Annotated in this window: 20 protein-coding genes; 9 read left to right on the top strand and 11 right to left on the bottom strand. The window is 60.8% G+C overall.

Features of this window, described 5'->3' with window-relative positions:
* The first annotated feature begins 2 nt into the window (after positions 1–2).
* A complete protein-coding gene (locus tag AAFN47_RS21200) occupies positions 3–503 on the top strand; it encodes a MaoC family dehydratase (RefSeq protein ID WP_499811257.1) in 501 nt (166 codons plus the stop codon).
* On the opposite strand, the gene AAFN47_RS21205 is transcribed toward AAFN47_RS21200, so the two are convergent.
* Genes AAFN47_RS21205 through AAFN47_RS21220 form a run of 4 tightly spaced genes read right to left on the bottom strand, consistent with a single transcriptional unit; the run spans position 496 to position 5609 of the window.
* Positions 496–1050 (bottom strand): sarcosine oxidase subunit gamma, encoded by a 555-nt coding sequence (locus tag AAFN47_RS21205; protein WP_499811258.1) that lies wholly within the window; start codon positions 1048–1050, stop codon positions 496–498. The two genes, AAFN47_RS21200 and AAFN47_RS21205, sit on opposite strands and share 8 nt — an antisense overlap.
* Complete coding sequence (locus tag AAFN47_RS21210) at positions 1043–4030, bottom strand: sarcosine oxidase subunit alpha (RefSeq protein WP_499811259.1); 2988 nt, start codon at positions 4028–4030, stop codon at positions 1043–1045. The genes AAFN47_RS21205 and AAFN47_RS21210 overlap by 8 nt, the downstream gene beginning before the upstream one ends.
* A complete protein-coding gene (locus AAFN47_RS21215; protein ID WP_499811260.1) occupies positions 4027–4335 on the bottom strand; it encodes a sarcosine oxidase subunit delta in 309 nt (102 codons plus the stop codon). The genes AAFN47_RS21210 and AAFN47_RS21215 overlap by 4 nt, the downstream gene beginning before the upstream one ends.
* Positions 4336–4355: 20 nt before the next feature.
* Positions 4356–5609, bottom strand: a complete 1254-nt coding sequence (locus tag AAFN47_RS21220; protein ID WP_499811261.1) for a sarcosine oxidase subunit beta family protein — start codon at positions 5607–5609, stop codon at positions 4356–4358.
* Between the two features lie 330 nt (positions 5610–5939).
* On the opposite strand from AAFN47_RS21220, the gene rpsU reads away from it, so the two are divergent.
* Positions 5940–6164 (top strand): 30S ribosomal protein S21, encoded by a 225-nt coding sequence (rpsU, locus tag AAFN47_RS21225; RefSeq protein WP_220229922.1) that lies wholly within the window; start codon positions 5940–5942, stop codon positions 6162–6164.
* Between the two features lie 109 nt (positions 6165–6273).
* Complete coding sequence (locus AAFN47_RS21230) at positions 6274–7113, top strand: tetratricopeptide repeat protein (protein WP_499811262.1); 840 nt, start codon at positions 6274–6276, stop codon at positions 7111–7113.
* A gap of 86 nt (positions 7114–7199) precedes the next feature.
* On the opposite strand, the gene AAFN47_RS21235 is transcribed toward AAFN47_RS21230, so the two are convergent.
* The 5 genes from AAFN47_RS21235 to AAFN47_RS21255 form a co-directional block, all read right to left on the bottom strand.
* Positions 7200–8594 (bottom strand): NAD(P)(+) transhydrogenase (Re/Si-specific) subunit beta, encoded by a 1395-nt coding sequence (locus AAFN47_RS21235; protein ID WP_499811263.1) that lies wholly within the window; start codon positions 8592–8594, stop codon positions 7200–7202.
* Between the two features lie 10 nt (positions 8595–8604).
* A complete protein-coding gene (locus AAFN47_RS21240; protein WP_499811264.1) occupies positions 8605–9024 on the bottom strand; it encodes a proton-translocating transhydrogenase family protein in 420 nt (139 codons plus the stop codon).
* The gene (locus AAFN47_RS21245) at positions 9024–10175 is read right to left on the bottom strand and encodes a Re/Si-specific NAD(P)(+) transhydrogenase subunit alpha (RefSeq protein ID WP_499811265.1); all 1152 of its coding nucleotides are present in this window, start codon (positions 10173–10175) and stop codon (positions 9024–9026) included. Before AAFN47_RS21245 ends, AAFN47_RS21240 begins: the two co-directional genes overlap by 1 nt.
* A 79-nt stretch (positions 10176–10254) precedes the next feature.
* Positions 10255–10479 carry an aa3-type cytochrome c oxidase subunit IV gene (locus tag AAFN47_RS21250; protein WP_499811266.1) on the bottom strand — a complete coding sequence of 75 codons (225 nt, stop codon included), beginning with the start codon at positions 10477–10479 and terminating at the stop codon, positions 10255–10257.
* Positions 10480–10621: 142 nt separating this feature from the next.
* Positions 10622–11350, bottom strand: coding sequence for an N-acyl amino acid synthase FeeM domain-containing protein (locus AAFN47_RS21255; RefSeq protein WP_499811267.1), 729 nt, complete (start codon positions 11348–11350; stop codon positions 10622–10624).
* Between the two features lie 389 nt (positions 11351–11739).
* On the opposite strand from AAFN47_RS21255, the gene AAFN47_RS21260 reads away from it, so the two are divergent.
* On the top strand, positions 11740–13026 hold the full coding sequence (locus AAFN47_RS21260) for an MFS transporter (protein WP_499811268.1): 1287 nt from the start codon (positions 11740–11742) through the stop codon (positions 13024–13026).
* A gap of 12 nt (positions 13027–13038) precedes the next feature.
* On the opposite strand, the gene AAFN47_RS21265 is transcribed toward AAFN47_RS21260, so the two are convergent.
* Both AAFN47_RS21265 and AAFN47_RS21270 read right to left on the bottom strand, forming a co-directional pair.
* Complete coding sequence (locus AAFN47_RS21265) at positions 13039–15375, bottom strand: putative bifunctional diguanylate cyclase/phosphodiesterase (RefSeq protein ID WP_499811269.1); 2337 nt, start codon at positions 15373–15375, stop codon at positions 13039–13041.
* Between the two features lie 84 nt (positions 15376–15459).
* Positions 15460–18936 (bottom strand): indolepyruvate ferredoxin oxidoreductase family protein, encoded by a 3477-nt coding sequence (locus tag AAFN47_RS21270; protein WP_499811270.1) that lies wholly within the window; start codon positions 18934–18936, stop codon positions 15460–15462.
* A 138-nt stretch (positions 18937–19074) separates the two neighbouring features.
* Between AAFN47_RS21270 and AAFN47_RS21275 the strand changes: the two genes are divergently transcribed.
* From AAFN47_RS21275 to AAFN47_RS21295, 5 genes are read left to right on the top strand one after another with little or no spacing between them, the layout of a single operon-like run.
* Entirely contained in the window at positions 19075–19767 is a 693-nt protein-coding gene (locus AAFN47_RS21275) for a TetR/AcrR family transcriptional regulator (RefSeq protein ID WP_499811271.1), read from the top strand.
* A complete protein-coding gene (locus AAFN47_RS21280; RefSeq protein ID WP_499811272.1) occupies positions 19764–20654 on the top strand; it encodes an amidohydrolase family protein in 891 nt (296 codons plus the stop codon). Before AAFN47_RS21275 ends, AAFN47_RS21280 begins: the two co-directional genes overlap by 4 nt.
* 20 nt (positions 20655–20674) lie before the next feature.
* Positions 20675–21403, top strand: a complete 729-nt coding sequence (locus tag AAFN47_RS21285; protein WP_499811273.1) for a PIG-L deacetylase family protein — start codon at positions 20675–20677, stop codon at positions 21401–21403.
* On the top strand, positions 21403–22077 hold the full coding sequence (locus tag AAFN47_RS21290) for a 4-carboxy-4-hydroxy-2-oxoadipate aldolase/oxaloacetate decarboxylase (RefSeq protein ID WP_499811274.1): 675 nt from the start codon (positions 21403–21405) through the stop codon (positions 22075–22077). The genes AAFN47_RS21285 and AAFN47_RS21290 overlap by 1 nt, the downstream gene beginning before the upstream one ends.
* Positions 22070–23137, top strand: coding sequence for a 4-oxalomesaconate tautomerase (locus AAFN47_RS21295; protein ID WP_499811275.1), 1068 nt, complete (start codon positions 22070–22072; stop codon positions 23135–23137). Before AAFN47_RS21290 ends, AAFN47_RS21295 begins: the two co-directional genes overlap by 8 nt.
* The last annotated feature ends 60 nt before the right edge of the window (positions 23138–23197 follow it).

Genomic DNA, 23197 nt, shown 5'->3' on the forward strand with positions numbered 1-23197 from the left:
ATATGCCGGAGAAAATCTCACTCGTCGATCTTCCAGATCTGGTCGGGAAGGAAGTGGGCGTGTCGGACTGGATAACTGTCGACCAAAACATGATCGACCTCTTCGCGGACGCCACGCACGACCACCAGTTCATTCATGTCGATCCGGAACGCGCGAAGGCCGAAACGCCTTTCGGCGGCACGATCGCCCATGGTTTTCTGTCGCTCTCGCTGCTGTCGACGATGAACTACACCGGAACGCCTGAAATTCGCGAACGGAAGATGGGCATCAATTACGGCTTCAACCGGATCCGTTTCATGGCGCCGGTGAAATCCGGCGCGCGGGTGCGCGGCCGCTTCACGCTGAAGGAGGCGCGCTACCGGGCCGCCGACATGATCATGCTGAGCTACGGCGTGGTCGTGGAGATCGAGGGCGAACCGAAACCGGCGCTGACCGCCGACTGGCTGACCGTCGGCCAGTTCGATCCCAAGGATCATCCAAACAGGGTCGAAGCCGCTAAATGACAGGGTCGCGGATGGCCTCTGCGAGAAATCCGAACACATAGTCGGAGAAGGAGCCCCAGTGCTCCACGCGGAAAGTTTCCGCTTCTTCCCGCAGGAGAACTACCTCGACTTTGCCCAGCATTGTGCGCGAACAGGCGCCGAGCGGAAAGGCTTCCAGCGACAGGTTCTGCGGACAGCCGGCCTTGAGCGCGGCCTCCGCTCCCTTGCCCGATACGATCAGCGCGACATTGCGGTGGGAAATATCGACGGCCGCGTGAAGCTGCCTGACCTTCGCGCAGGGCGCCATCAGGTCGGCGCCCGTCTCATCGATCACCAGCCACTCGTCCGGGCCGAGCCACAGCGCCGTCCGTTTGCCGTTTCTCGACCGCGCGGATGTCTTCGGCGCGTCCGGCAGTTTCACGCCGAGCGCCCGCGACAGCGGTGCGACGGCTTCGGCGCGCGCCCGGAGCGAAAGGCGGCTCGCGAAGGCGGCGGGCGTTATCGTGACGACGCCCGTTCCGGCGACGTTGCCCTCATGGGGCAGGATCATTGCGGCGGACTCAACCATTGACGCGCTCTCCCTTCTCGTCGAAGAAAACCATGCCCGTGACTTCCACTTCGATCGTTCGATCCGGCATCGGAACGTATAATGTGTCGCCCATGCGATCCTGTCCGCCGGCGATCAGCGCCATGGCGATGGAGCGGCCGCAATTGGGAGACCAGTAGGACGACGTGACGTGGCCGAGCATCGTCATCGGCGTCGGCTGGTTCGGGTCGGCCACGATCTGCGCGCCCTCCTCCAGCACCGTCTCCGGGTTTTTCGTCTTGAGGCCGACGAGCTGCTTGCGTCCGCCCGCCACGAGATCGGGCCGTTTCAGGCCGCGGATCCCGACGAAATCCGGCTTGCTCTTCGCGATCGCCCAACCAAGGCCGGCGTCGTGCGGCGTCACCGTGCCGTCGGTGTCCTGGCCGACGATGATAAAGCCCTTCTCGGCGCGCAGCACGTGCATGGTTTCGGTGCCGTAGGCGCAAGCGCCAAGCGGCTCCGCCTGCTTCCACACCGCTTCCAGCACCGCCTGTCCGTAATGCGCCGGCACATTGATTTCGTAGCCCGGTTCGCCCGTAAAGGAGACGCGGAACAGCCGCGTTGGCGCGCCGCAAATCCTGCCTTCACGCACGCTCATATGCGGCATGGCTTCGTTCGAAAGGTCGATGCCTTCGGCCAGCGGCGCAATGATGTCGCGCGCCTTCGGCCCCTGCACCGCGATCACCGCCCACTGCTCCGTGGTCGAGGTTAGCCAGACGTCGAGGTCCGGAAACTCCGTCTGGAGATAATCTTCCATGTGATTGAGAACGCGCGGCGCGCCGCCGGTCGTCGTGGTCACGTGAAAGCGATCCTCCGCCATGCGGGCGACAACGCCGTCATCGTAGATGAAGCCGTCCTCGCGCAGCATGATTCCGTATTTGCAACGGCCCGGCGCCAGCTTCTGCCAGCCGTTCGTGTAGATGAGATCGAGGAACTTCGCGGCATCCGGCCCCACCACCTCGATCTTGCCGAGGGTCGAGGCGTCGAAGACGCCGGCCGTTTCGCGCACGGTCTTGCATTCACGGCCGACGGCGGCTTGCATGTCCTCGCCGGCGCGCGGGAAATACCAGGCGCGTTTCCAGTTGCCGACATCCTCGAAAATTGCGCCCTGCTTCGTCGACCATGCATGGCTGAAGGTCTTGCGGGCCGGATCGAAGAGCTTGCCGCGACTGTGATTGACGATCGCGCCGTAAGTGACCGGCGTATAGGGCGGCCGGAACGTGGTAAGGCCAACCTCCGGCATCTGGCGTCCGAGGGATTCCGCGGCGATCGCAAGGCCGTGAATGTTCGACGTCTTGCCCTGATCGGAGGCCATTCCATTGGTGGTGAAGCGCTTGACGTGCTCGATGGAATGCATCCCTTCGCGCACGGCGAGACGGATGTCCTTCGCCGTCACGTCGTTCTGGAAGTCGACGAAGGCCTTGGCCGTTCTGTCGGCGCCGGCGCCCCGGGCGCTGCCCGACATGCCGCCCGACCAGTCGATCGCGCCTGTGGCTTGGATGCGCAGCGAGAGCCGCTTCGACTTGCCGGCGCCAAGGGCGGCGGCGCGTCCCGCTGCGGTCGCTTCGTCAACCGTTTCCTGCAGGCCGGTCACGCCGTTGCAGCCACCGACCGAAACGCACGCCTGCACATTGTCGCCCGGCAGAAAGCGCTCCGTTTCGGAATCCCAGACCACCTTGCCCCGGGATTGGGAATAGAGATGGACGGCGGGCGTCCAGCCAGCGGAGGTGATCAGCGCGTCGACCGGTATCTGCGTCTTGCCGCGGGCGCCTTCGACTGTCATCGAGGAAATGCGCCGTCTGCCCTTCGCGCCCACAACAGCGCTTGCCGTCATCACGTCAATGCCGAGATCGGCAGCCGTGGACAACAGTCCCTCGCCCGGAGCATCGCGCGTATCGACGATCGCCGGCACGGAGACGCCGGCGCGCGCCAGATCGAATGCGGCGGCGTAGGCTGAATCATTGGCCGTGTAGACCCCGACCTTCGAACCGACGGCAACGCCATAATGGTTGAGATAGGCGCGGGCGGCGGAGGCGAGCATGATTCCGGGGCGGTCATTGTCGGCGAAAACCATGTGACGCTCGATAGCGCCCGTGGCGAGAATCACCTTTTGGGCGCGCACCTGCCAGAGCCGCTCGCGCGGCAGATCCGGATGCGGATCGGAGAGATGATCGGTGACCCGTTCGCACAACGCAACGAAATTCTGCGCGTAATATCCGAAGGCAGTCGTGCGCGTCAGAACCCGGACATTGTTCATGGCGGAAAGTTTTGCGGTCGCGTTCTGCGCCCAGTCATAGCCGTCTTCGCCGTTGATCGTGACGTCGGCGTCATAGCGCAGCGCGCCGCCCGCTCCTGCCTGCTCGTCGCACAGGATCACGCTTGCGCCGCTCATCGCCGCCGCAAGCGCTGCGGAAAGCCCGGCCACGCCGGCGCCGACCACCAGTACGTCGACATGCTCGTAGCGGCCCGAATAATGGTCCGGATCGGGTTCGTCAGGCGCGACGCCGAGACCGGCCGCGCCCCGGATGAAAGGCTCATAAAGCTTCTGCCAGGCGACTTTCGGCCACATGAAAGTCTTGTAGTAGAAACCCGCGGCGAACATCGGAGACAGCATGTCGTTGACGGCGCCGACGTCGAAGGCGAGCGAGGGCCAGCGGTTTTGCGATCCGGCCCGCATACCTTCAAACACTTCCTGTACGGTGGCCCGGACATTCGGCTGGCGGCGGGCGCTGTCGCGCGAGATGTCCATCAGCGCGTTCGGCTCTTCCGAACCGGCGCCCAGCACCCCCCGCGGCCGGTGATACTTGAAGGACCGGCCCATCAGGTGCACGCCATTGGCGAGCAGCGCCGAGGCGAGCGTGTCGCCTTCCAGGCCCGTATAGATCTCGCCGTCGAACGTGAAACGGACTATTCTTGCGGGCGTCAGACGCCCTGCGCTCGCGATCCGGTTGGCTCCGCTCATTTCCCGTCTCCCTTTTTAATGAGAGAATCGATGTCGGGTTTCGGTTCGCCGGTCTTGTAGGTCGCAAGAAACTTGTCGGTCACGGTGTCGCGCACGGCGTTGAAAAAGCAGCCGCAGCCATGGACGTGCCGCCAACGCTCATAGGCAAGCCCCTTCGGATTGGACCGGATGAAGAAGAACGTCTCGAATTCGTCATCGCTGATATTGGCCATGTTGGTCGGGCGCGCGATATGCGCCTCGCCGGCATGGGCGAACTCCAGTTCGGGCCGTTCTTCCTGGCAGTAGGGACAGTAAATGAGAAGCATGTCTTTGACCCTGAATTCGTTCAGTGAGCCACGGCCGCGGCGGCGGCCTCGTCGATCAGTCTTCCGGCGCGGAAGCGCTCCAGCGTGAATGGCGCATTGATCGGATGCGGCGCGTCATTGGCGATTGTATGCGCGAAAACATCGGCAGATCCAGGAGTCGCCTTGAAGCCGCCGGTTCCCCATCCGCAATTCACGTAGAGGCCGGGCGCCGGCGTTTTCGCCAGTATCGGCGACCGGTCGGGCGTTACGTCGACGATGCCGCCCCAGGAGCGCAACATCTTCATGCGCGTGAAGATCGGGAACATCTCGCAGATCGCATCCAGCGTATGGCTGATAATGTGCAGTCCGCCGGTCTGGGAATAGGAGGTGTACTGGTCGGTGCCTGCGCCGATCACCAGTTCGCCCTTGTCGGACTGGGAGATATAGGCGTGCACCGTGTTCGACATGACGACGCAGGGAAACACCGGTTTGACGGGTTCGGACACCAGGGCCTGCAGCGGAAAGCTTTCAAGCGGCATGCGGACGCCGGCCATCTGCATCAGAACCGAACTGTGACCGGCCGCCACGACGCCGACCTTCTTCGCGCCGATGAAGCCGCGCGTCGTCTCGACGCCTTCCACGGCGCCGTTCGATCCGCGCTTGATGCCCGTCACTTCGCAGTTCTGGATAATATCGACGCCGAGGTCCGATGCGCCGCGCGCATAACCCCAGGCGACAGCATCGTGGCGCGCGACGCCGCCGACGCGTTGCAGGGCGGCCCCCATGACCGGATAGCGCGCCGTCTGCGAAATATTGAGCGGCGGGCAATAGGCCTTCGCCTGCTCAGGCGTCAGCCACTCGTTTTGCACGCCGTTCAGCCGGTTGGCGTGGATGTGGCGCTGTGCGCCTTGCACGTCATGCACATTGTGGGCGAGCATCATCACGCCGCGCGCGGAATACATGACGTTATAATTGAGTTCCTGGCTGAGATCGCCCCACAGCTTGATCGCATGATTGTAGAGACCGGCGCTCTCGTCATAGAGGTAGTTGGAGCGGATGATGGTGGTGTTGCGCCCGGTGTTTCCGCCACCGAGCCAGCCCTTCTCCAGCACCGCAATATTGCGGACGCCATGCTTGCTCGCCAGGTAATAGGCAGTTCCCAAACCGTGTCCACCGCCGCCGATGATGACGACGTCGTATTGTTTCTTCGGTTCGGGCGAGGTCCACTGCTTTGGCCAGCCCCTGTGTCCGCGCATTGCCTCGCGCGCGACGGCGAAAATCGAGTATTTCCGCATCGATACGTCGAACTCCCGGTCTCACGGCCGATCCTGTTTCGGCCAGGCTCAAGCATCTGTTCGCAGATTTGGCGGAACCATGATGCTTTCTTTGCGACGTTCAGCGCCGCGCAATTTCCGTCCGGGACTTGCAGGCGGACAAATTTGAGCCAAACTCGCCGATTACAAAGGCCAGCTATGGACTTGAGCGCGCAACTCTGGTAAAGGCAGCCTCAACCGTGAGGTCTTCAGACTTTCGCGCAGTAGGCATTTGTCCTAATTTTTTTCGATAGATCCCGACTGTTCGCGCGGCCGCGCCGCTGAACATAAACCGGAAGGAACGTGACTAAGGTGCAGGTACTCGTCCGCGACAACAATGTAGACCAGGCGCTCCGCGCTCTGAAGAAAAAGATGCAGCGCGAAGGCATTTTCCGCGAAATGAAGATGCGGGATTTCTATGAGAAACCCTCTCAGAAGCGCGCGCGCGAAAAGGCTGAAGCCGTCCGCCGCGTTCGCAAGCTGGCGCGCAAGCGTGCGCAGCGCGAGGGTCTGCTCGGCGGTCGCAGCAGTCGCTGAAGCCTGCCATCATTCAAACGTTTTTGCGCGTTTTGCTGGGCGGGGCGACACGTTCGCCGCCGCCCTTTTTGACAAGCGGCATTGAGAGACGATTGAACAGGGATCCCGGGTGAACGCCATCCATCGAAAAGCCGAAGGACGTTTGAAAGCCGCAGCCTTGCTGCTTGCCGCATCGACCATGCTTGTGGCGGCCGGCTGCTCGACGACCGGTCCGGTCGAGGTCATCAGCATCGACGAGGCTCAGGGAACCCAGGAGAACATCTCCTCGCTCACCAACGTCATCCGCAACAATCCCAACGATCCAAAGGCCTACAATACGCGAGGCAGCGCTTACGGCCGGGCCGGAGAGTTCAACAAGGCGCTGGCTGATTTCAACAAGGCCATCGCCATAGATCCGAACTATTACCAGGCCTACGCCAATCGCGCGCTTGTGTATCGCGGCATGGGAGACCTGTCGGCCGCCTCGAACGATTACAACAAGGCCCTGCGGATCAATCCCAGGTACGACGTCGCCTATATCGGCCGCGGCAACATGTACCGCCAGGCCGGCCAGACCAACAACGCGTTCAACGATTTCCAGGCGGCGATCAATCTCGATACGACCGATCCCCGCGCCTACAACAATCGCGGCCTGATCTATCAGACGCGCGGCCAACACAAGCTGGCGATCGAGGATTTCTCGACAGCCATTTCGCTGTCGCCAAGCGCGCCCCTGCCCTACAGCAATCGCGGCCTCTCCTACCTGGCCCAGGGCGACGATGAGAATGCGTTCGCCGACATCAACAAGGCGCTCGATCTCGACAAGACGATCGCCGAAGCCTGGGTCAATCAGGGACTGGTCTATGAAAAACGCGGCGATCTGACGAAGGCCAAGCGCTCCTACTCCCATGCGGCGCGGCTCGACCCCGACTACAAGCCGGCCAAGGACGGCCTCGCCCGGGTCAGCTGACCGGGCTTCTCGCTCTCGACAATTTTGAGAAATGCGCGCGCATTGTCCGACCCGCGCCAGCGCGCGGGTCGTTGCATGGCTTTGCGTCAGTCGATCGCCTTGACGATGTCTTCCGTCATTTTCTTGGCGTCGCCGAGCAGCATCATCGTGCCGTCCTTGTAGAACAGCGTATTGTCGATGCCGGCGTAACCGGAGCCGAGTGAGCGCTTGACGAAGAGGCAGGTCTTGGCCTTGTCCACGTCAAGGATCGGCATGCCGTAGATCGGCGACGACGGATCGTCGCGCGCCGCCGGATTGGTCACGTCGTTCGCCCCGATGACATAGGCGACGTCGGCCTGGGCGAACTCGGAATTGATGTCTTCGAGTTCGAACACTTCGTCATACGGCACATTGGCTTCGGCCAGGAGCACGTTCATGTGTCCGGGCATACGGCCTGCCACGGGATGAATGGCGTATTTGACCTCGACGTCCTTTTCCTTCAGCAGATCGGCGAGTTCTCTCAGCGCATGCTGCGCCTGGGCGACGGCCATGCCGTAGCCCGGAACGATGATCACCTTGGACGCATTCGACATCAGGAACGCGGCGTCTTCGGCCGAGCCAAGCTTCACGGAGCGATCCATGTCGTCGTCCGCGGCGGCCGCTGTCTCGCCGCCGAACCCGCCGAGAATCACGGAGATGAAGGAGCGGTTCATACCCTTGCACATGATGTAGGACAGGATTGCGCCGGATGAGCCGACAAGCGCGCCGGTGATGATCAGCGCCAGATTGCCGAGCGTGAAACCGATGCCGGCGGCTGCCCAGCCGGAATAGGAGTTGAGCATCGATACGACGACGGGCATGTCGGCTCCGCCGATCGGAATGATAATCAGCACGCCGAGAGCCAGCGACAGGATGACGATCAGCCAGAACACGCCGTGACTTTCGGTCGCTACCAGAACAGCGACCAGTACGACGATGGCTATGCCGAGGCCGGCGTTGATCGCATGCCGCATCGGTAGCATGATCGGCTTGCCGGACATGCGTCCGTCAAGTTTCAGGAAGGCGATGATCGATCCGGTGAAGGTGATCGCGCCGATGGCGACTCCGATCGACATCTCGATGAGCGCCTGCCCGTGAATCTCGCCAACCGCGCCGATCCCGAAGGAGGAAGGCGCATAAATCGCAGCAGCGGCGACCATGACGGCGGCCAGACCGACAAGCGAATGGAAGGCCGCGACCAGCTGCGGCATGGCGGTCATTGCGATGTTCCGTGCGACATAGGCGCCCACGCCCCCGCCAAGCGCAATGCCGACGACAATGAGCAGGAAGCCGCCCCAGCCCGCCGATGTCAGCGTCAGGGTGGTCAAGATCGCCAGGCCCATGCCCACCATGCCGTAGATATTGCCCTGGCGGCTGGTCGTGGGGTGCGAGAGACCTCTCAAGGCGAGAATGAAGAGAACGCCTGATACGAGGTAAAGGAAAGCTGCGAAACCTGGTGTCATTCGACAGCCCTCACTTGTCTTTTTTCTTGTACATGGCGAGCATTCGCTGGGTGACCAGGAAGCCGCCGAATATGTTCACCGAGGCGAGCACCAGGGCGATGAAGCCGAAACCCGTGGCAAGCCCGCTTGCGGATATGCCGACGGCGAGGAGCGCGCCGACGACGATCACGGAAGAGATGGCGTTCGTTACAGCCATCAGAGGCGTATGGAGCGCCGGCGTGACCGACCAGACCACATAGTAGCCGACGAAAATCGCGAGCACGAAGATGGCGAACTGGAAGACGAACGGGTCGATCACGCCGTCGCTTGCCGCGTGAGCGGCGGCTCCGGCTGTTTCAGCCGCGGCCGGAAGATCGGCGACGGCGTCACGCACGCCTGCAACCGCGGCCTCCAGGCTATCGAGGGCCTTGTCGAGTGCAGTATCGGCCATCATGCTCCTCCGTCTGTTGCGGTTCCGCCGAAATTCGGATGAACGGCGTTTCCATCATGGGTAAGCAGCGTCGCTTTCACCAGTTCGTCTTCGGTGTTGATCGAGACGGTCTTGGTTTCTGCGTCCACCAGGGTTGTGAAAAACGCCATCAGATTACGCGCATAAAGCTGCGAGGCGCTGGCTGCAACGCGACCCGGCACATTGTTATAGCCGATGATCCGCACGCCCTCGACTTCCGCCACCTGACCTGCCTTGGCGCCTTCGACGTTGCCGCCGCGCTCCACGGCCAGATCGACGCATATCGAACCCGGCCGCATCGCCTTCAGCATGTCTTTCGTAATCAGCCTTGGCGCCGGCCTGCCCGGTATCAGCGCTGTCGTTATGACGATGTCCTGTTTGGCGATGTGATCGGCCACCAGCGCCGCCTGCTTGGCCTGGTATTCCTTCGACATTTCCTTGGCGTATCCGCCAGCGGTTTCGGCGGCCTTGAATTCCTCATCTTCGACCGCAATGAATTTTGCGCCGAGCGAGGCCACCTGCTCTTTCGCCGCGGGCCGCACATCGGTCGCCGAAACAACGGCCCCGAGACGGCGCGCCGTGGCGATCGCCTGAAGACCGGCGACGCCCGCCCCCATGACAAAGACCTTTGCGGCGGGAACCGTGCCGGCCGCGGTCATCATCATCGGCATGGCCCTGTCGTATTCGTGCGCTGCGTCGATGACCGCGCGGTATCCGGCCAGATTGGCCTGCGACGAAAGCACGTCCATCGACTGCGCGCGTGTGATGCGCGGCATCAGTTCCATGGCGAACGACGAAATCCCCGCCTTCGCCATGGCAGCAATCGCCGTGTCGTTCGAATAGGGGTCGAGGGTCGCGATCACCACCGCGCCCTTTTTGTAGGTCTTGATCTCGGCGTCCGTCGGACAGGCGACCTTCAATACCACGTCCGCAGTCTTTGCGCCTGTCGCGGTCACGAGCTTGGCGCCGGCGGCGGCGTATTCTTCGTCCGGAATGCGCGACTCAAGTCCCGCGCCCTTCTGTACGGAGACGCCGAATCCCAGTCCGATCAGCTTTTTGACGGTGTCTGTGGAAACCGCCACCCGGCTTTCGCCGGAAGTCGATTCTTTCGGAACGAATACAATACTGGCCAAGTTTCTCTCCCCGGTGTTTACGACATGCCAGAACGCCGAGGCAGGCTTGCGCCGACCGTCCGCACACGTCCTGATGCAATCATCTCAGAAGCATGACGCCGATAACGATGAGAATGATCGTGAGAAGCGAGGAAAAGATGAAGCCTGCCGACGTGAAGAAGCCGATCGCCATGCCAAGGAGGATCGCGATGATGGCCATCATTCCGTATTTCGAGAAGCTCAGGAACGCCTCGTAGGTTTTTTCGTGTTCTGCGTAATCCATATCAGCGCCGGTTTCTACCGGCCCGGTTGATTCTTCAGCCATGAAGATGCTCCCTGCAAAGTAACCGCATGCATCGGGACGGTTCGTACACGAGCTGGATACGCCAGTCTATCTTGCCTGTTCCCGTAGAATAGACCCTTCGCATACACGAAAGGCAGGGCAAAGGGCAAGGCGTCTTTCCCGGTTATGCGGCGCGCAGATATTTGGCGGTGGGCCGGATGGTGAGTGGCGGGATTTCCTGCTCCTCGTGCGGTGCAAACATCATTTTCTGTTCAAAGAGCTGCGAGCGGAAGAATGGAAAACGCGTATAGAGCCGCGGCAGGGTCGCTGGAACGTTGACGGACAGTAAAGCCGCGTCGACATTGTAGTTGTTCCAGTTGTATTGGGGCTGAAGCAGACGATAGGCCTCGAACACCCGTGTGTAGAAAGCCTCATGCGTTGTTTTGACGAAGGCCAGGCAATGGTCGACCTTGAAGTAGTCGGTGGCCATGGTGGCTATGCGCAGCGTCAGATAGGGAATAGCAGGAATTTCCCTTACAATCGCGGGATCGGCTGCGAGACGCGCCGGATCGATGATTGTCTTGCCTGCGTCGAGCAGCGGATCGAGAACCTCCGGAAACGCCTTCCTTGCGGGGCTTATGCGATGATCCGGCGTTACGTGATGGATGCGTACAGTGCTGACGAGTTCTTCGTCATAATAAACGCCGAAAACATAGGCCTGCGGATCGAAATCATAGTCGTCGACGGCGCTGTCGCCAAGGAAAGGCATGATGTCGGCGGCCAGAAACGCCTTTCGACGCAGCCGGGCGATGTCCTCGAAGTCTTCGGTGTAGGATATTCTGCGATATTCCACCTTGTCGAGAATACCGAGCAACTTTTCGTTAAAGACGGACTGTTTGCTCGACTTGTCCATCGGCGCCCCTGCATTGGTAAAGAACTGGTAAATGGTACCAGCGTGATTTTATTTAATAAAGATTTAACAATTCTCTAACGATTGAGATTTCATGTTAAGGTTAATTCTGAATTTCGAATGGCGGGAGAGATAATCGTTAGGCTGCAGCTTGCATCGACGTGACACACACATAAATAGTAATCTCCGTCAACGTTATACATCAAACGCAAACACAAACGTCCAGCGCGATACAAACAAACTCTTATTAACCGGTTCAAAACCAGTCATTTTTCAACACTTTAAGCCATTGCCCGCTCGACATCGTTGACCAACAGCGTCTCGTGCGACGAAACTGTGATTCGGCGCCGCGAACAATGCGCGATTATTGTGGCAATCAGGGGTTAGGAAACATGAATGGCGGGGGCGTCAGCAAACTGCAGAAGCCGGCTCTCGTTCTGGCTATCCTCGGCACAATAAATCTGGTTAACCAGATGGATCGGGTGCTGTTTTCACTGATGGTGGAGCCGATCAAGGCTGAATTCGAGTTTTCCGACAGCCAGATGGGACTTCTCGGGGGCATTGCGTTCGCCGTTTCCTATGCCGTGATCGGATTGGTCGCTGGAAGGATTGCCGACAGTTGGAACAGGGTCCGGCTGATAGGTCTTGCCCTGGTGATTTGGAGCGCGGCGACGGGCGCCATGGGCTTCGCCTACAGCTTTTTGCAGATGTTCGCCGGTCGCGTGGCGGTCGGCGTCGGTGAAGCAGGCTGCGTTCCGGCCTCCCAATCGATCATTTCCGACACCGTGCCGGTCAAGGACCGAGCGATGATGATCTCGCTCTTTACCGGTTTCGGCACCGTCGGCACGCTGGTCGGCCTGCTGCTCGGCGGTCTCGTGCTGGAACAGATCGGCTGGCGCATGACATTCGTCGCTTTCGGACTGTTCGGCGCCATACCGGTCGCGATGCTTTTTCTGTTTCTGCGTGATCCACGCCCCGAACGTCGCTTCGTCGCAACGGAAGCGCTTTCGTTCGGCGACGTGAGCGCAATGCTGAAGCGTCGCGAGACACAGGCTTTGATCATTGCCATTCCGTTGCTCTACACCATGGTTGGCGCGGCCACCTGGATTCCCGCGCTCTTTCAGAGAACCTACGGAATTTCCACGGAAGAATTCGCCCGGGTCGGCGGCGCTTTCCTGGGTCTCGGCCTCATCGCCGGAACATTCGGCGGCGGCCTGATCATCAAGTTTCTGGTAAAGCGCGACGCCCGCTGGGAGTTTTGGTGGTCCGGATTGTCCTGCGCGCTGGCGCTTGTTCCGCTGCTGCCCCTCTATCTGGGCGCGGATCTCTCCATCGCCTATCCCTGCCTGTTCGCCGCTTTCTTCATTTCAGCGACAGGTTTCGGTCCCTCCATGGCCTGCATGCACAGGATCGCCAACCAGGCCGTTCGCGCCACGGCGATCGCCGTCATCATGTTCGCAACGTCCCTCATCGCCTATGGCGGAGTGCCGGCGGCCATAGGCGTTCTCAGCGATCTCTTCGCACAAATGGGAACATCGGCCGATGACGGCGCGTCGCTCAGAAACGCCATGCTCGTGACGATGTTACTACCGCCGCTCGCGTCCATCATGTTCTTTCGCTACGCTTATGTGGCAAAACTGGACGACGCGCCGGACGATGCAAAGGCAATCAGCGGATAGATACCAATGCAATTATTCGACGGAATGAAGCTTGTCTTCGGCGAGAGCGGCTTCAGCTGGAGCAAGTTGCTTGCGATCCCGGCCTGAAATGCTTGAAATAAGCTCGGCGATGCTTCCATAGGGCACCGGAACGCCGAAGAAGAACCCCTGAACGAATTCGGCGCAATTGCTGCTTCTGATCAACTGCAACTGTTCCTCGGTTTCAACGCCTTCGATCACGACTTCCATGCCGAGTTCCCGGGACAGATGAACAATGCCCTTGAGAAGCTTGAAAGTCTGTTCGTTGCCGGTGATGTCCGAGACGAAGGACCGGTCGATCTTGACCTTGTTGAGTGGCAGCAGATGGAGATAGCTGAGGCTGGAATATCCGGTGCCGAAATCGTCGATGGCGATGACGACGCCCTTTTCGCGCAGCTTCTCCAGAACCCTCTTGGCTTCGGACATGTCCTGAACAAACGCGCTTTCCGTCACTTCGAGCTGCAATCGCGAAGCTTCGAGGCCTGAGGCCTTGAGAGCCCCTTCCACCATATCGACGACGTCTTCATTGCGCAGATCGTTGGCGGACAAGTTGACCGAGACGCCGACATCGTCGCCCCAGTTCGCGCAATCCCGGCAAGCGACGTTCAGCATATGCCGCGTCAGTTCGCCGACAACGCCCATCTCCTCGGCAAGGGGAATGTAGGTGGCGGGAGACACGGACCCGAAATCCGGATGGTACCAGCGTGACAGCGCCTCGCAGCTGGCCACCGCCATCGTGCCGGCGGCAAACATCGGCTGGTAGACGACGGAGAAGGATTTCGTGCGGATCGCATCTCGAAGAGCCGCCTTCATCTTCTGCAGACGTGTATACTTCTCGTCCATGTCATCGGCGAAGATCGTCCAGCCGTTCTTGTTGTTGTGCTTGGTTTCATAGAGCGCGAGATCCGCCTTGATATGCAGGTGGTCGAGGCGCGATTCCGACTTCGTCGACACGACGACGCCCGCGCTGAGACTGACGAAAAGGCGGTTGCCGTTGATCAGATAGGTTCCGCGCAGACTGTCGAACAACTCCGTCATTAGCTGATCGACATGGGCCTCATCCTTGACGTTGCGAACGAAGACGACGAACTCGTCGCCGCCGAAGCGAGACAGCGTCATGGTGTCGTCGGCAAGCCCCGTCAGCCGCGCCGAAAGCGCGCACAACAGCCGGTCGCCGGTCATGTGGCCGCTGGTGTCGTTCACGTGCTTGAAGTCGTCAATATCGAGCACGACGAGGGCAAAGCGCTCGTCATCCGGCATTTCGCGAATACTCTGCTCGACGAATTCGGCGAAATAGGCGCGGTTCGGCAAACCGGTGAGCTGGTCGTATCGCGCCATGTGCATGATTTTTTCTTCCGCGCGGATACGGGCTGTCACATTCTCGAAGATCAGGACGGCGCCCTCGTTGCTTCGCCGCTTTGCGGTGAACTCGAGATACCGGTCGTCGGCGAATTTCAGAAGCGCCCGCGACTTTCGCCCGTCGAGCAATCCTTCGAGCTGGGAGCGCACGACATCGGCCCGCTCCTCGGACAGCAATGTCCGCTTCACTCCGTAGCGAAGAATCGCGTTGATCGTATGGCCGGTGAGCGTCACGCCGTCCCGAAGACCCAGCAATTCTACGGCCTTTCGGTTGGCGACGACGATACGTCTGTCCTTGTCCAGCATGAAAAGGCCATGCGGCATGTTGTTGAGCGCCGTGTCGAAGCGTCCGGCGACCATGGCGAATTCCCGATGGCTCATGACGTTGTCATAGAGGAACTCGCGCACGCCATTGGCCATGGATCGCGTCGTCAGTATCAACGGAATGATCAGCAGGCCAAGCAACGCCATGAACAGGTCGCCGCGCAGGAAAAGCGCAATGAGAAACGGCGCGCAGGCGCAAATGGAAATGATGTCGACGATGCGCTTTGAGCCGTAATTCCTTCCGACGACGGACACCATCGAGCCCATTGTGATCGACAGGGAGGCCAGTTCAGCGAAATTGTCCCGCGTGATGAAAAAGCTGTAGCCGGTCATACACCCGACGGTCAGCGCCAAAAGACCCACCCCGATCGTGTAGTTGCGCTCCCATCGCGCGATGGTCGCCCGATCGTTGACGGAGAACTCGACTTCATCGAACCTGTGAAAGGATTGATTGCGGCCAACGAAGATCAGAAAAATCAGACCGGCGAACACCAGGTACGCCGGGTCCCTGACCTTGAGATAGATCAGAAGACACGTCACTACGTGCGCGATCATTCCGGCCCGCAATGTCATGCGATTGCCGAATAGCGATCGCACGAATGACAGATATACATCTGTCGGGATGTCGCCGTCCGTATTTGCCGTCATCTGTGATGCCATTTATTTTCGGCTCAACAGTAAAGTAAAAGAATTAAGGAAGCTTTTAAGTGCTGTGAACCCCCAACCCTAACTTTATTCAGCGGCAATATTCTTCGTAAAGGGCTCTCCGTCGTAAAGTCTCCTGAGTTCGAACGCTTCCTTTTCCGCCGCCTCGATTGAACGCTTCTTGACATGTCCGTAGCCGCGAATGTTTTGCGGGTAGGAAAGTAATCTTGTAGCGGCGTCCAGATTTCCGGCGACCAGACCGCCCGCCACTTCACCGAGAAGAGTTTCATATTCCCTTAGTATGCGTCGCTCTTCCCGTCGCTCCTCCTGGTATCCGAAGAGATCCAGCGCCGTGCCTCTCAGGCCGCGCATTCTTGCGAGAAGCGGGTAGAGTTTCATGAGCCACGGTCCGAAACTGCGCTTCTTCAGGCGTCCCTTTTCGTCTCGTTGCGCAAGAAGCGGCGGCGCAAGATGAAATTCGAGGCTGTCCCATCCCTGAAACTGGCGCTCCAGCTGCCTTTTGAAACCGCCATCGGAATAGAGCCGCGCAACCTCGTATTCGTCCTTGATCGCCATCAGCTTGAAAAGCGCCCGGGCCGCAGCCTCTGTAAGGGGGCCGGCCCGGCCTGCGACAGCGGTCTCCGCCGCCTCGATCGCGGCGACCTTCGAGCGGAAGCGGCTGGCGTAGGCGGCATTCTGATAGGCGTGAAGAAACGCGCTGCGACGCGCGATCATCTGCTGCAGATCTTCCGTCTCGCCGTCTTCTTCAGCAGGCCTGTCGGCGTCCTCGATCAGAGACCGGACATAATCCGGATCGACCAAGGCCCTGCGCCCCCAGCGAAACGCCTGTATGTTCATGTCCACCGCCTGACCATTTAGCCGGATCGCCTCCTCGATCGTTTCGGCGGCGAGGGGAACCGAACCCGATTGCGCCGCCATGCCCAGCATGAACATGTTGGCGGCGATCGCATTGCCGAACAGCTTGTTGGCGGCGTGAGAGCCATCGAAGAAAGCAACGTTTTCCTCCCCGGCCGCCTGCGTGATCGCCCGCTTCAACCGCTCGGTCGGAAGATGATAATCGGCGTTGCGCGCAAAATCGCCAGGCATGACTTCCGCGATATTGGCAATGAAACGGGTCTCGCCCTCGCGAACGGCCGCCAGAACCTTGCGCGACCCGGATACGACGAGATCGCAGCCGAGCACCAGATCAGCCTTGCCGGCGGGCACCCGGATCGTATGGATGTCTTCCGGACGTTCGGCGATGCGCACATGCGAAAAGACCGCGCCGCCCTTCTGGGCGAGACCGGCCATGTCGATCATGCCGCAACCCTTGTTCTCCAGGTGCGCGGCCATGCCGAGAATGGCGCCGATCGTGACGACGCCTGTTCCGCCGACGCCTGTGATGATGCAGGCCCAGCCAGTGTCCATCGGAGCGATCGAAGGCTTGGACACGCCTTCAAGCGGATCGCCTGTCAGGGCCAGCCCTTCCGCTTTCCTCAGTCTGGCGCCGTGCACCGTCACAAAGGATGGACAGAAACCCTCGATACAGGAGAAATCCTTGTTGCAGCTTGACTGGTCGATCCGGCGCTTGCGCCCGAACTCGGTCTCTACCGGCTGCACGGAAACGCAGTTCGACTGAACGCCGCAATCGCCGCATCCTTCGCAAACCAGTTCATTGATGAACACACGCTTGTCGGGATCCGGAAAGGCTCCCCGCTTGCGGCGGCGGCGCTTTTCCGCCGCGCAGGTCTGGTCGTAGAGCAGCACCGTCACGCCCGGAATATCGCGCAGCTCCCGCTGGACGGCGTCGAGTTCCGACCTGTGATGAAAGGTGATGCGCTCCGGCCAATCCATGCCTTGCGGATATTTGGCGGGTTCGTCGGACACGAGGGCGATCCGGTCGACGCCCTCTGCGCGGACCTGTCGCGCAATCGCGTCGACGGTGAGCCCGCCTTCGTGCGACTGTCCGCCGGTCATGGCGACCGCGTCGTTGTAAAGGATCTTGTAGGTGATGTTGATCTTCGACGTCAGCGCGAAGCGGATCGCCAGCAGTCCTGAGTGATTGTAGGTGCCGTCTCCGAGATTCTGGAAAATATGCTCTCGGTCGGAGAACAGCCCCTGCCCCACCCACTGCGCGCCCTCGCCGCCCATCTGGGTAAAGCCCTGGGTGTTGCGATCCATCCATATCGACATGAAATGACAGCCGATCCCGGCCGCCGCCGCCGAGCCCTCCGGCACTTTGGTCGAACTGTTGTGCGGACATCCGGAACAGAAATACGGCGTTCGCTGGGCGATGTCCGCCGTATCGGCAAGCATCGCCTGGAACTGGCGGACACGCTTGACCTTGGCGTCGATTTCCTCCGAATGGCCAATCACGCGCAGGATCCGCTCGCCGATGGCGACAGATATGTCGTTGGGGTCGAGCGCGCCGCGAACCGGAAACAGCCAGTTGTCGTGTTCGTCCCTCTTGCCGACGATGACCGGTTGATGGCCAGCGCCATAGAGCTCCTCACGCAATTGCGCTTCGATCAGGGAACGCTTTTCCTCGACCACGATCACCATGTCGAGACCGTCGACCATGGGAAGGAAATCTTCGCGCGACAGCGGCCAGGGCGTCGCGATCTTGACCAGACGCAGGCCGATCCTCTCGGCTTCCCGCTCGTCGACGCCCAGATCTTCCAGGCTCTGCCGCACGTCGAGGAAACTCTTGCCGACGCTGATAACGCCCAGCTTCGGACTGCGTCCGCCCGAATAGACGATGTGATTGAGGCGATTGGCGCGAATGAAGGCGCTTGCGGCCTGCCGCTTGTATTCGTGCAGCCGGATTTCCTGGCCAATGAAATCCAGTTCTCCCGGCCTGATGTTCAGGCCGCCCGCGGGCATGTCGAATTCCGGCGTGACAATGTTCAGCCGATCGAGACCCCCCTCCACGGAAGCGGTCGACTCCACATTGTCCTTGACGCATTTCAGCGCCGCCCAGGTTCCCGCGAAGCGCGACAGCGCATAGCCGTACAGTCCGTAATCGATGATTTCCTGGACGCCCGCCGGATTGAAAATCGGGATCATGGTGTCGACGAACTGGAATTCCGTCTGATGCGCGTTGGTGGAGGATTCCGCCGTATGGTCGTCGCCCATCAGCGCCAGAACGCCGCCATGCCTGGAACTGCCGGCAAGGTTGGCGTGGCGAAAGACGTCGCCCGCCCGGTCGACGCCCGGTCCCTTGCCGTACCACAAGGCGAAAACGCCGTCGAAGCGGCCACGACCGTCAAGCTCGGCCTGCTGGGTTCCCCAGCACGCGGTCGCGGCGAGTTCCTCGTTGATGCCTGGCTGAAAGACGATGTCGGATTCAGCGAGTTTTCGCCCGGCGCGCGCAAGCTGCTGGTCAAGACCGCCGAGCGGCGATCCACGATAGCCGGAGACGAAGCCGGCTGTATCGAGACCCGCCCGTCGGTCCAGTTCCTTGCGCATCAGCAACAGCCGAACAATCGCCTGGGATCCGGTGACGAATATTCTGTCTTTTGTCAGATCGTACTTGTCGTCGAGCGTTACGTCATGTGCTGTCATCGCATCCTCCGTCGCTTAGAGTAATTCTATTTCACGGCGAATAAAAGCAACCGATCGCTTTGCGACGGGCGATGTTCCAGAGCCTGCGACAAAGTCCGTTTGACTTGGCTTCGCTTTGGATGCATGTAACATGCAATTATGCAAAAGAACGAAAAGATAGAACGACCGTACAAGAGGGCGCGGCCATCCACGCGGGATGCGATTCTCGACGCCGCCGAGACGCTCATGGCGCAGCACGGCTATCATGCCGTCAGCCTGCGCGAGATCGCGCGCGCATCCGGCGCCAATCTCGGCAGCGTCACCTATCATTTCGGCGCCAAGGAAAATCTGCTGGCCGAAATCTACGAGCGCCACACGCGCCCGATGAATCTGCGGCGCATGGAATTGCTGCGCGAAGCCGAACGCATCAACGATCGGGAAGACAGATTGCTGGCGATGATCCGGTCATTCGTGCTGCCGGCGTTTTCCTCGCAATCCGACGTTGCAGGCGGCGGCGCCCGGTTCACGAGAGTGAGGGCCATTCTGTCGATGGAGGGCAACGAAGCCGCCCAGCGAATCATCGCCGCATCTTTCGACGATACAAGCCACGCATTTGTCGACGCGATCGCGAACTGCATTCCCGGCGCCGACCGCAACGCGATTGTCTGGCGCTGCCATTTCCTGCTGGGCGCCCTTTACTACACGCTGGTGAATGGCGACCGTATCGATCGCCTGACCGGCGGCGCATCGAGCGGCGACGATCACGAACTGGCGATCGATCAACTGGTTCACGCCACGGCGGCCTCGCTTCGCGATCTTTCCGGATCCTGCGGCGGTCGAACCTCGACGTGACGGCGAAGCGCCAAATCGTTACTCCGGGCTATCTGCCCTTTGATCCTGATCCGGGCAAACCTCAGATCGTATTGCCTGAAGGCGCTTGCGACAGCCATTGTCATGTCTTCGGACCGGCGAACAGGTTTCCCTACGCCTCGACGAGCAGCTATGTGCCTGTCGACGCCCCCGCCGAATTGCTGTTCAGGCTGCACGACCATCTGGGCTTCGAGCGATGCGTAATCGTCCAGGCGAGTTGCCATAGCGCGGACAATTCCGCGCTGGTCGACGCCTTACGCAAAGCCGGCAACAAGGCCCGGGGCGTTGCAGTCGTGGACCCGGCGACCGGCGTTGACGAACTCGAAATGCTCCATGAGGCGGGCGTGCGGGGCGTGCGCTTCAACTTCGTCAAGCGTCTGAAGGCGCTTCAGCCTCTGAAAGACCGCCTCAAGATCGTCGAAAAGATTGCGCCGCTCGGCTGGCATGTCGTCGTGTATTGCGAACCCGACTCGATCGACGCCGTTCGCCTCCTGATCGAGACTGTCGAAACGCCGGTTGTGATCGACCATATGGGCCGTGTTCCCGTGGAGAAAGGCGTCGACAGTCCCGAATATCAAACACTGGAACAACTTTTGACAAGCAGTGACCGCCTGTGGATCAAGGTCAGCTGTCCCGAACGCCTGTCCAGACAGGGACCGCCCTACATTGACGTGGACGCGGTGTCGAAGCGGCTGATCGAGGTCTTCGCGGACAGGGTGCTGTTTGGCGCCGACTGGCCGCATCCCAACATGGTGAGCCACATGCCGGACGACGGACTGCTGGTCGACCGCATCGCGCGCATTTGCCCGAACGTGACCGTGAGACGAAAAATGCTGGTCGACAATCCGACCTGCCTCTACTGGAACTGAGAAACAAGGAAGGAGACCCCATGGACAAGACCGGACTGGTTGTCAGCGCCCACGCCGCGGATTTCGTATGGCGCGCCGGCGGCGCGATCGCCCTGCACGCCGCACGCGGATACCGTATGACGGTTGTCTGCCTGAGCTACGGCGAACGCGGAGAATCCGCAAAGCTCTGGAAAAACGAGGGCATGACGCTTGAAATGGTGAAAGCCGCGCGCAAGGCGGAGGCGGAAGCCGCGGCGCAAGCGCTCGGCGTCGCAGATCTTGTGCTCTTCGATATCGGCGACTACCCGCTTAATATCGACGCCGCCGCCATAGACCGGCTGGTCGACGTTTTCCGCCAGGTGCAACCGAGCTTCGTGCTGTCGCATTCGCTGGATGATCCCTACAACACCGATCATCCGGCCGCCACGCGCATGACGCTCGACGCCCGCATGATCGCACAGGCCTGGGGTCACAAGCCGGGGGAAAAGGTGCTCGGCGCGCCGCAGATGTATCTCTTCGAGCCGCATCAGACCGAACAATGCGGCTGGAAGCCCGACACCATTCTCGACATCACCGATGTCTGGGACAAGAAACGCGCCGCCATCGAGTACATGGAGGGGCAGGAACATCTGTGGGACTACTATACCAACGTCGCGGAAAACCGCGGCAACCAGTTTCGCCGCAACTCCGGCGGCCAAGCTGGCGGCAGGTCGGCGCGCTACGCCGAAGGCTTCCAGTCGATCTTTCCAAGAACCGTGGATGAACTGTGATGGGCGCTGTTGTCGTACAGAATATCGAACGCGCCGAGGCTGCGTCGCGCGACGCGCTCGGCCAGTATGGGGTGGCGACGGTCCACGAGGCGCAGGGGCGAAAAGGCCTTCTCGCATCCTACATGCGGCCGATCTATCCCGGCGCTCTCGTCGCCGGAACGGCGGTGACGGTTTCGCTGGCGCCCGCCGACAACTGGATGATTCATGTGGCGGTCGAACAGTGTCAGGAGGGCGACATCCTCGTCGTTGCGCCGACATCGCCCTCCGACGCCGGCTATTTCGGCGAGTTGCTGGCGACGTCGCTTGCCGCGCGCGGCGTGCGCGGTCTGGTGATCGACGCTGGCTGCCGGGACGTCAAGCCGCTGTCCGAGATGCGCTTTCCCGTCTGGTCGAAGGCGGTTTTCGCACAGGGCACCGTCAAGGAAACCCTGGGCAGCGTCAATGTGCCGGTGGTTTGCGCCGGCGAACTCGTCAATCCGGGTGACGTGATCGTCGCCGATGACGACGGCGTGGTCGTCGTCCGGCGCGAGGAAGCGGCCGACGTCGTTGCGAAATCTCAGGCGCGCGAGGAAAAGGAAACGGAGGTGCGCCAGAAGCTTCAATCCGGGCAGTTGGGTCTCGACGTCTACGGCATGCGCGAAAAACTGAAGGCGAAAGGCCTGAAATATGTCTGACGGGATACCTTGCGTCTGGATGCGCGGCGGCACGTCCAAGGGCGCCTATTTCCTGAAGGAGGATCTGCCGGCGGATACCGCGGAGCGCGACCGGTTGCTTCTGTCCATCATGGGATCTCCCGATCCGCGGCAGATCGACGGCATCGGCGGCGCAGACCCGCTGACGAGCAAGGTCGCCGTCATAAGCCGGTCGGACCGTGAAGACGCCGATATCGACTACCTGTTCCTGCAGGTCTTCGTCGATCAGGCGATTGTCACCGACGCCCAGAATTGCGGCAACATTCTCTCCGCGGTGTTGCCGTTTGCAGTCGAGAAGGGTCTTTTCAAACCGGATAGCGAAAAAACCGAAGCCCGGATCTACATGGTCAACTCCGCTCAGGTGGCCATCGTCACGATCGACACGCCGGGCGGCAAGGTCAGCTATCGCGGACAGGCTTCCATCGACGGCGTTCCCGGAACCGCGTCGCCGGTGCTCGAGGATTTTCCGGAAGCCGCCGGATCGACCTGCGGCGCCCTGCTGCCGACGGGCAACCCTGTCGACATGATCGACGGCGTTGAGGCGACGCTGATCGACAACGGCATGCCGGTGGTGGTGGTCGCCGCTAAGGATCTTGCAATCAGCGGCTATGAGACCCGTGAAGAGCTTGAGAGCAACGAGGAAATGAAAACCAGGCTCGAAGGGCTGCGCCTGAAAGCCGGGCCGATGATGAACCTTGGGGACGTCAAAGCGAAGTCGGTGCCGAAGATGACCCTGGTCGCGCCGCCGGCAAGGGGAGGCGCCATTTGCACCCGCACCTTCATTCCGCACCGTTGCCACGCCTCGATCGGCGTTCTCGGCGCTGTCAGCGTCGCCACTGCCTGCATTTTGCCGGGATCGCCCGCTCACAAAATGGCGCTAATTCCGGCCGGCGATCGCAAAACGATTTCGGTTGAACATCCCATTGGCGAGACGAGCGTGGTGATGGAAACCGAGCCGGAAAGCGACGGCGTCAAGGTTCGCAAGGCGGCCATTGTGCGCACCGCGCGCAAACTGTTTGAGGGTCTCGTCTATCCGGCTTGACGGGTCGTCGCACTTGTGTGCATCTGCCGTCAAACGCATTGGCGCACGGCCAGCCAGGAG

The sequence above is a fragment of the Hoeflea sp. CAU 1731 genome (genome assembly GCF_039888615.1).
Taxonomy (GTDB): domain Bacteria; phylum Pseudomonadota; class Alphaproteobacteria; order Rhizobiales; family Rhizobiaceae; genus Flavimaribacter.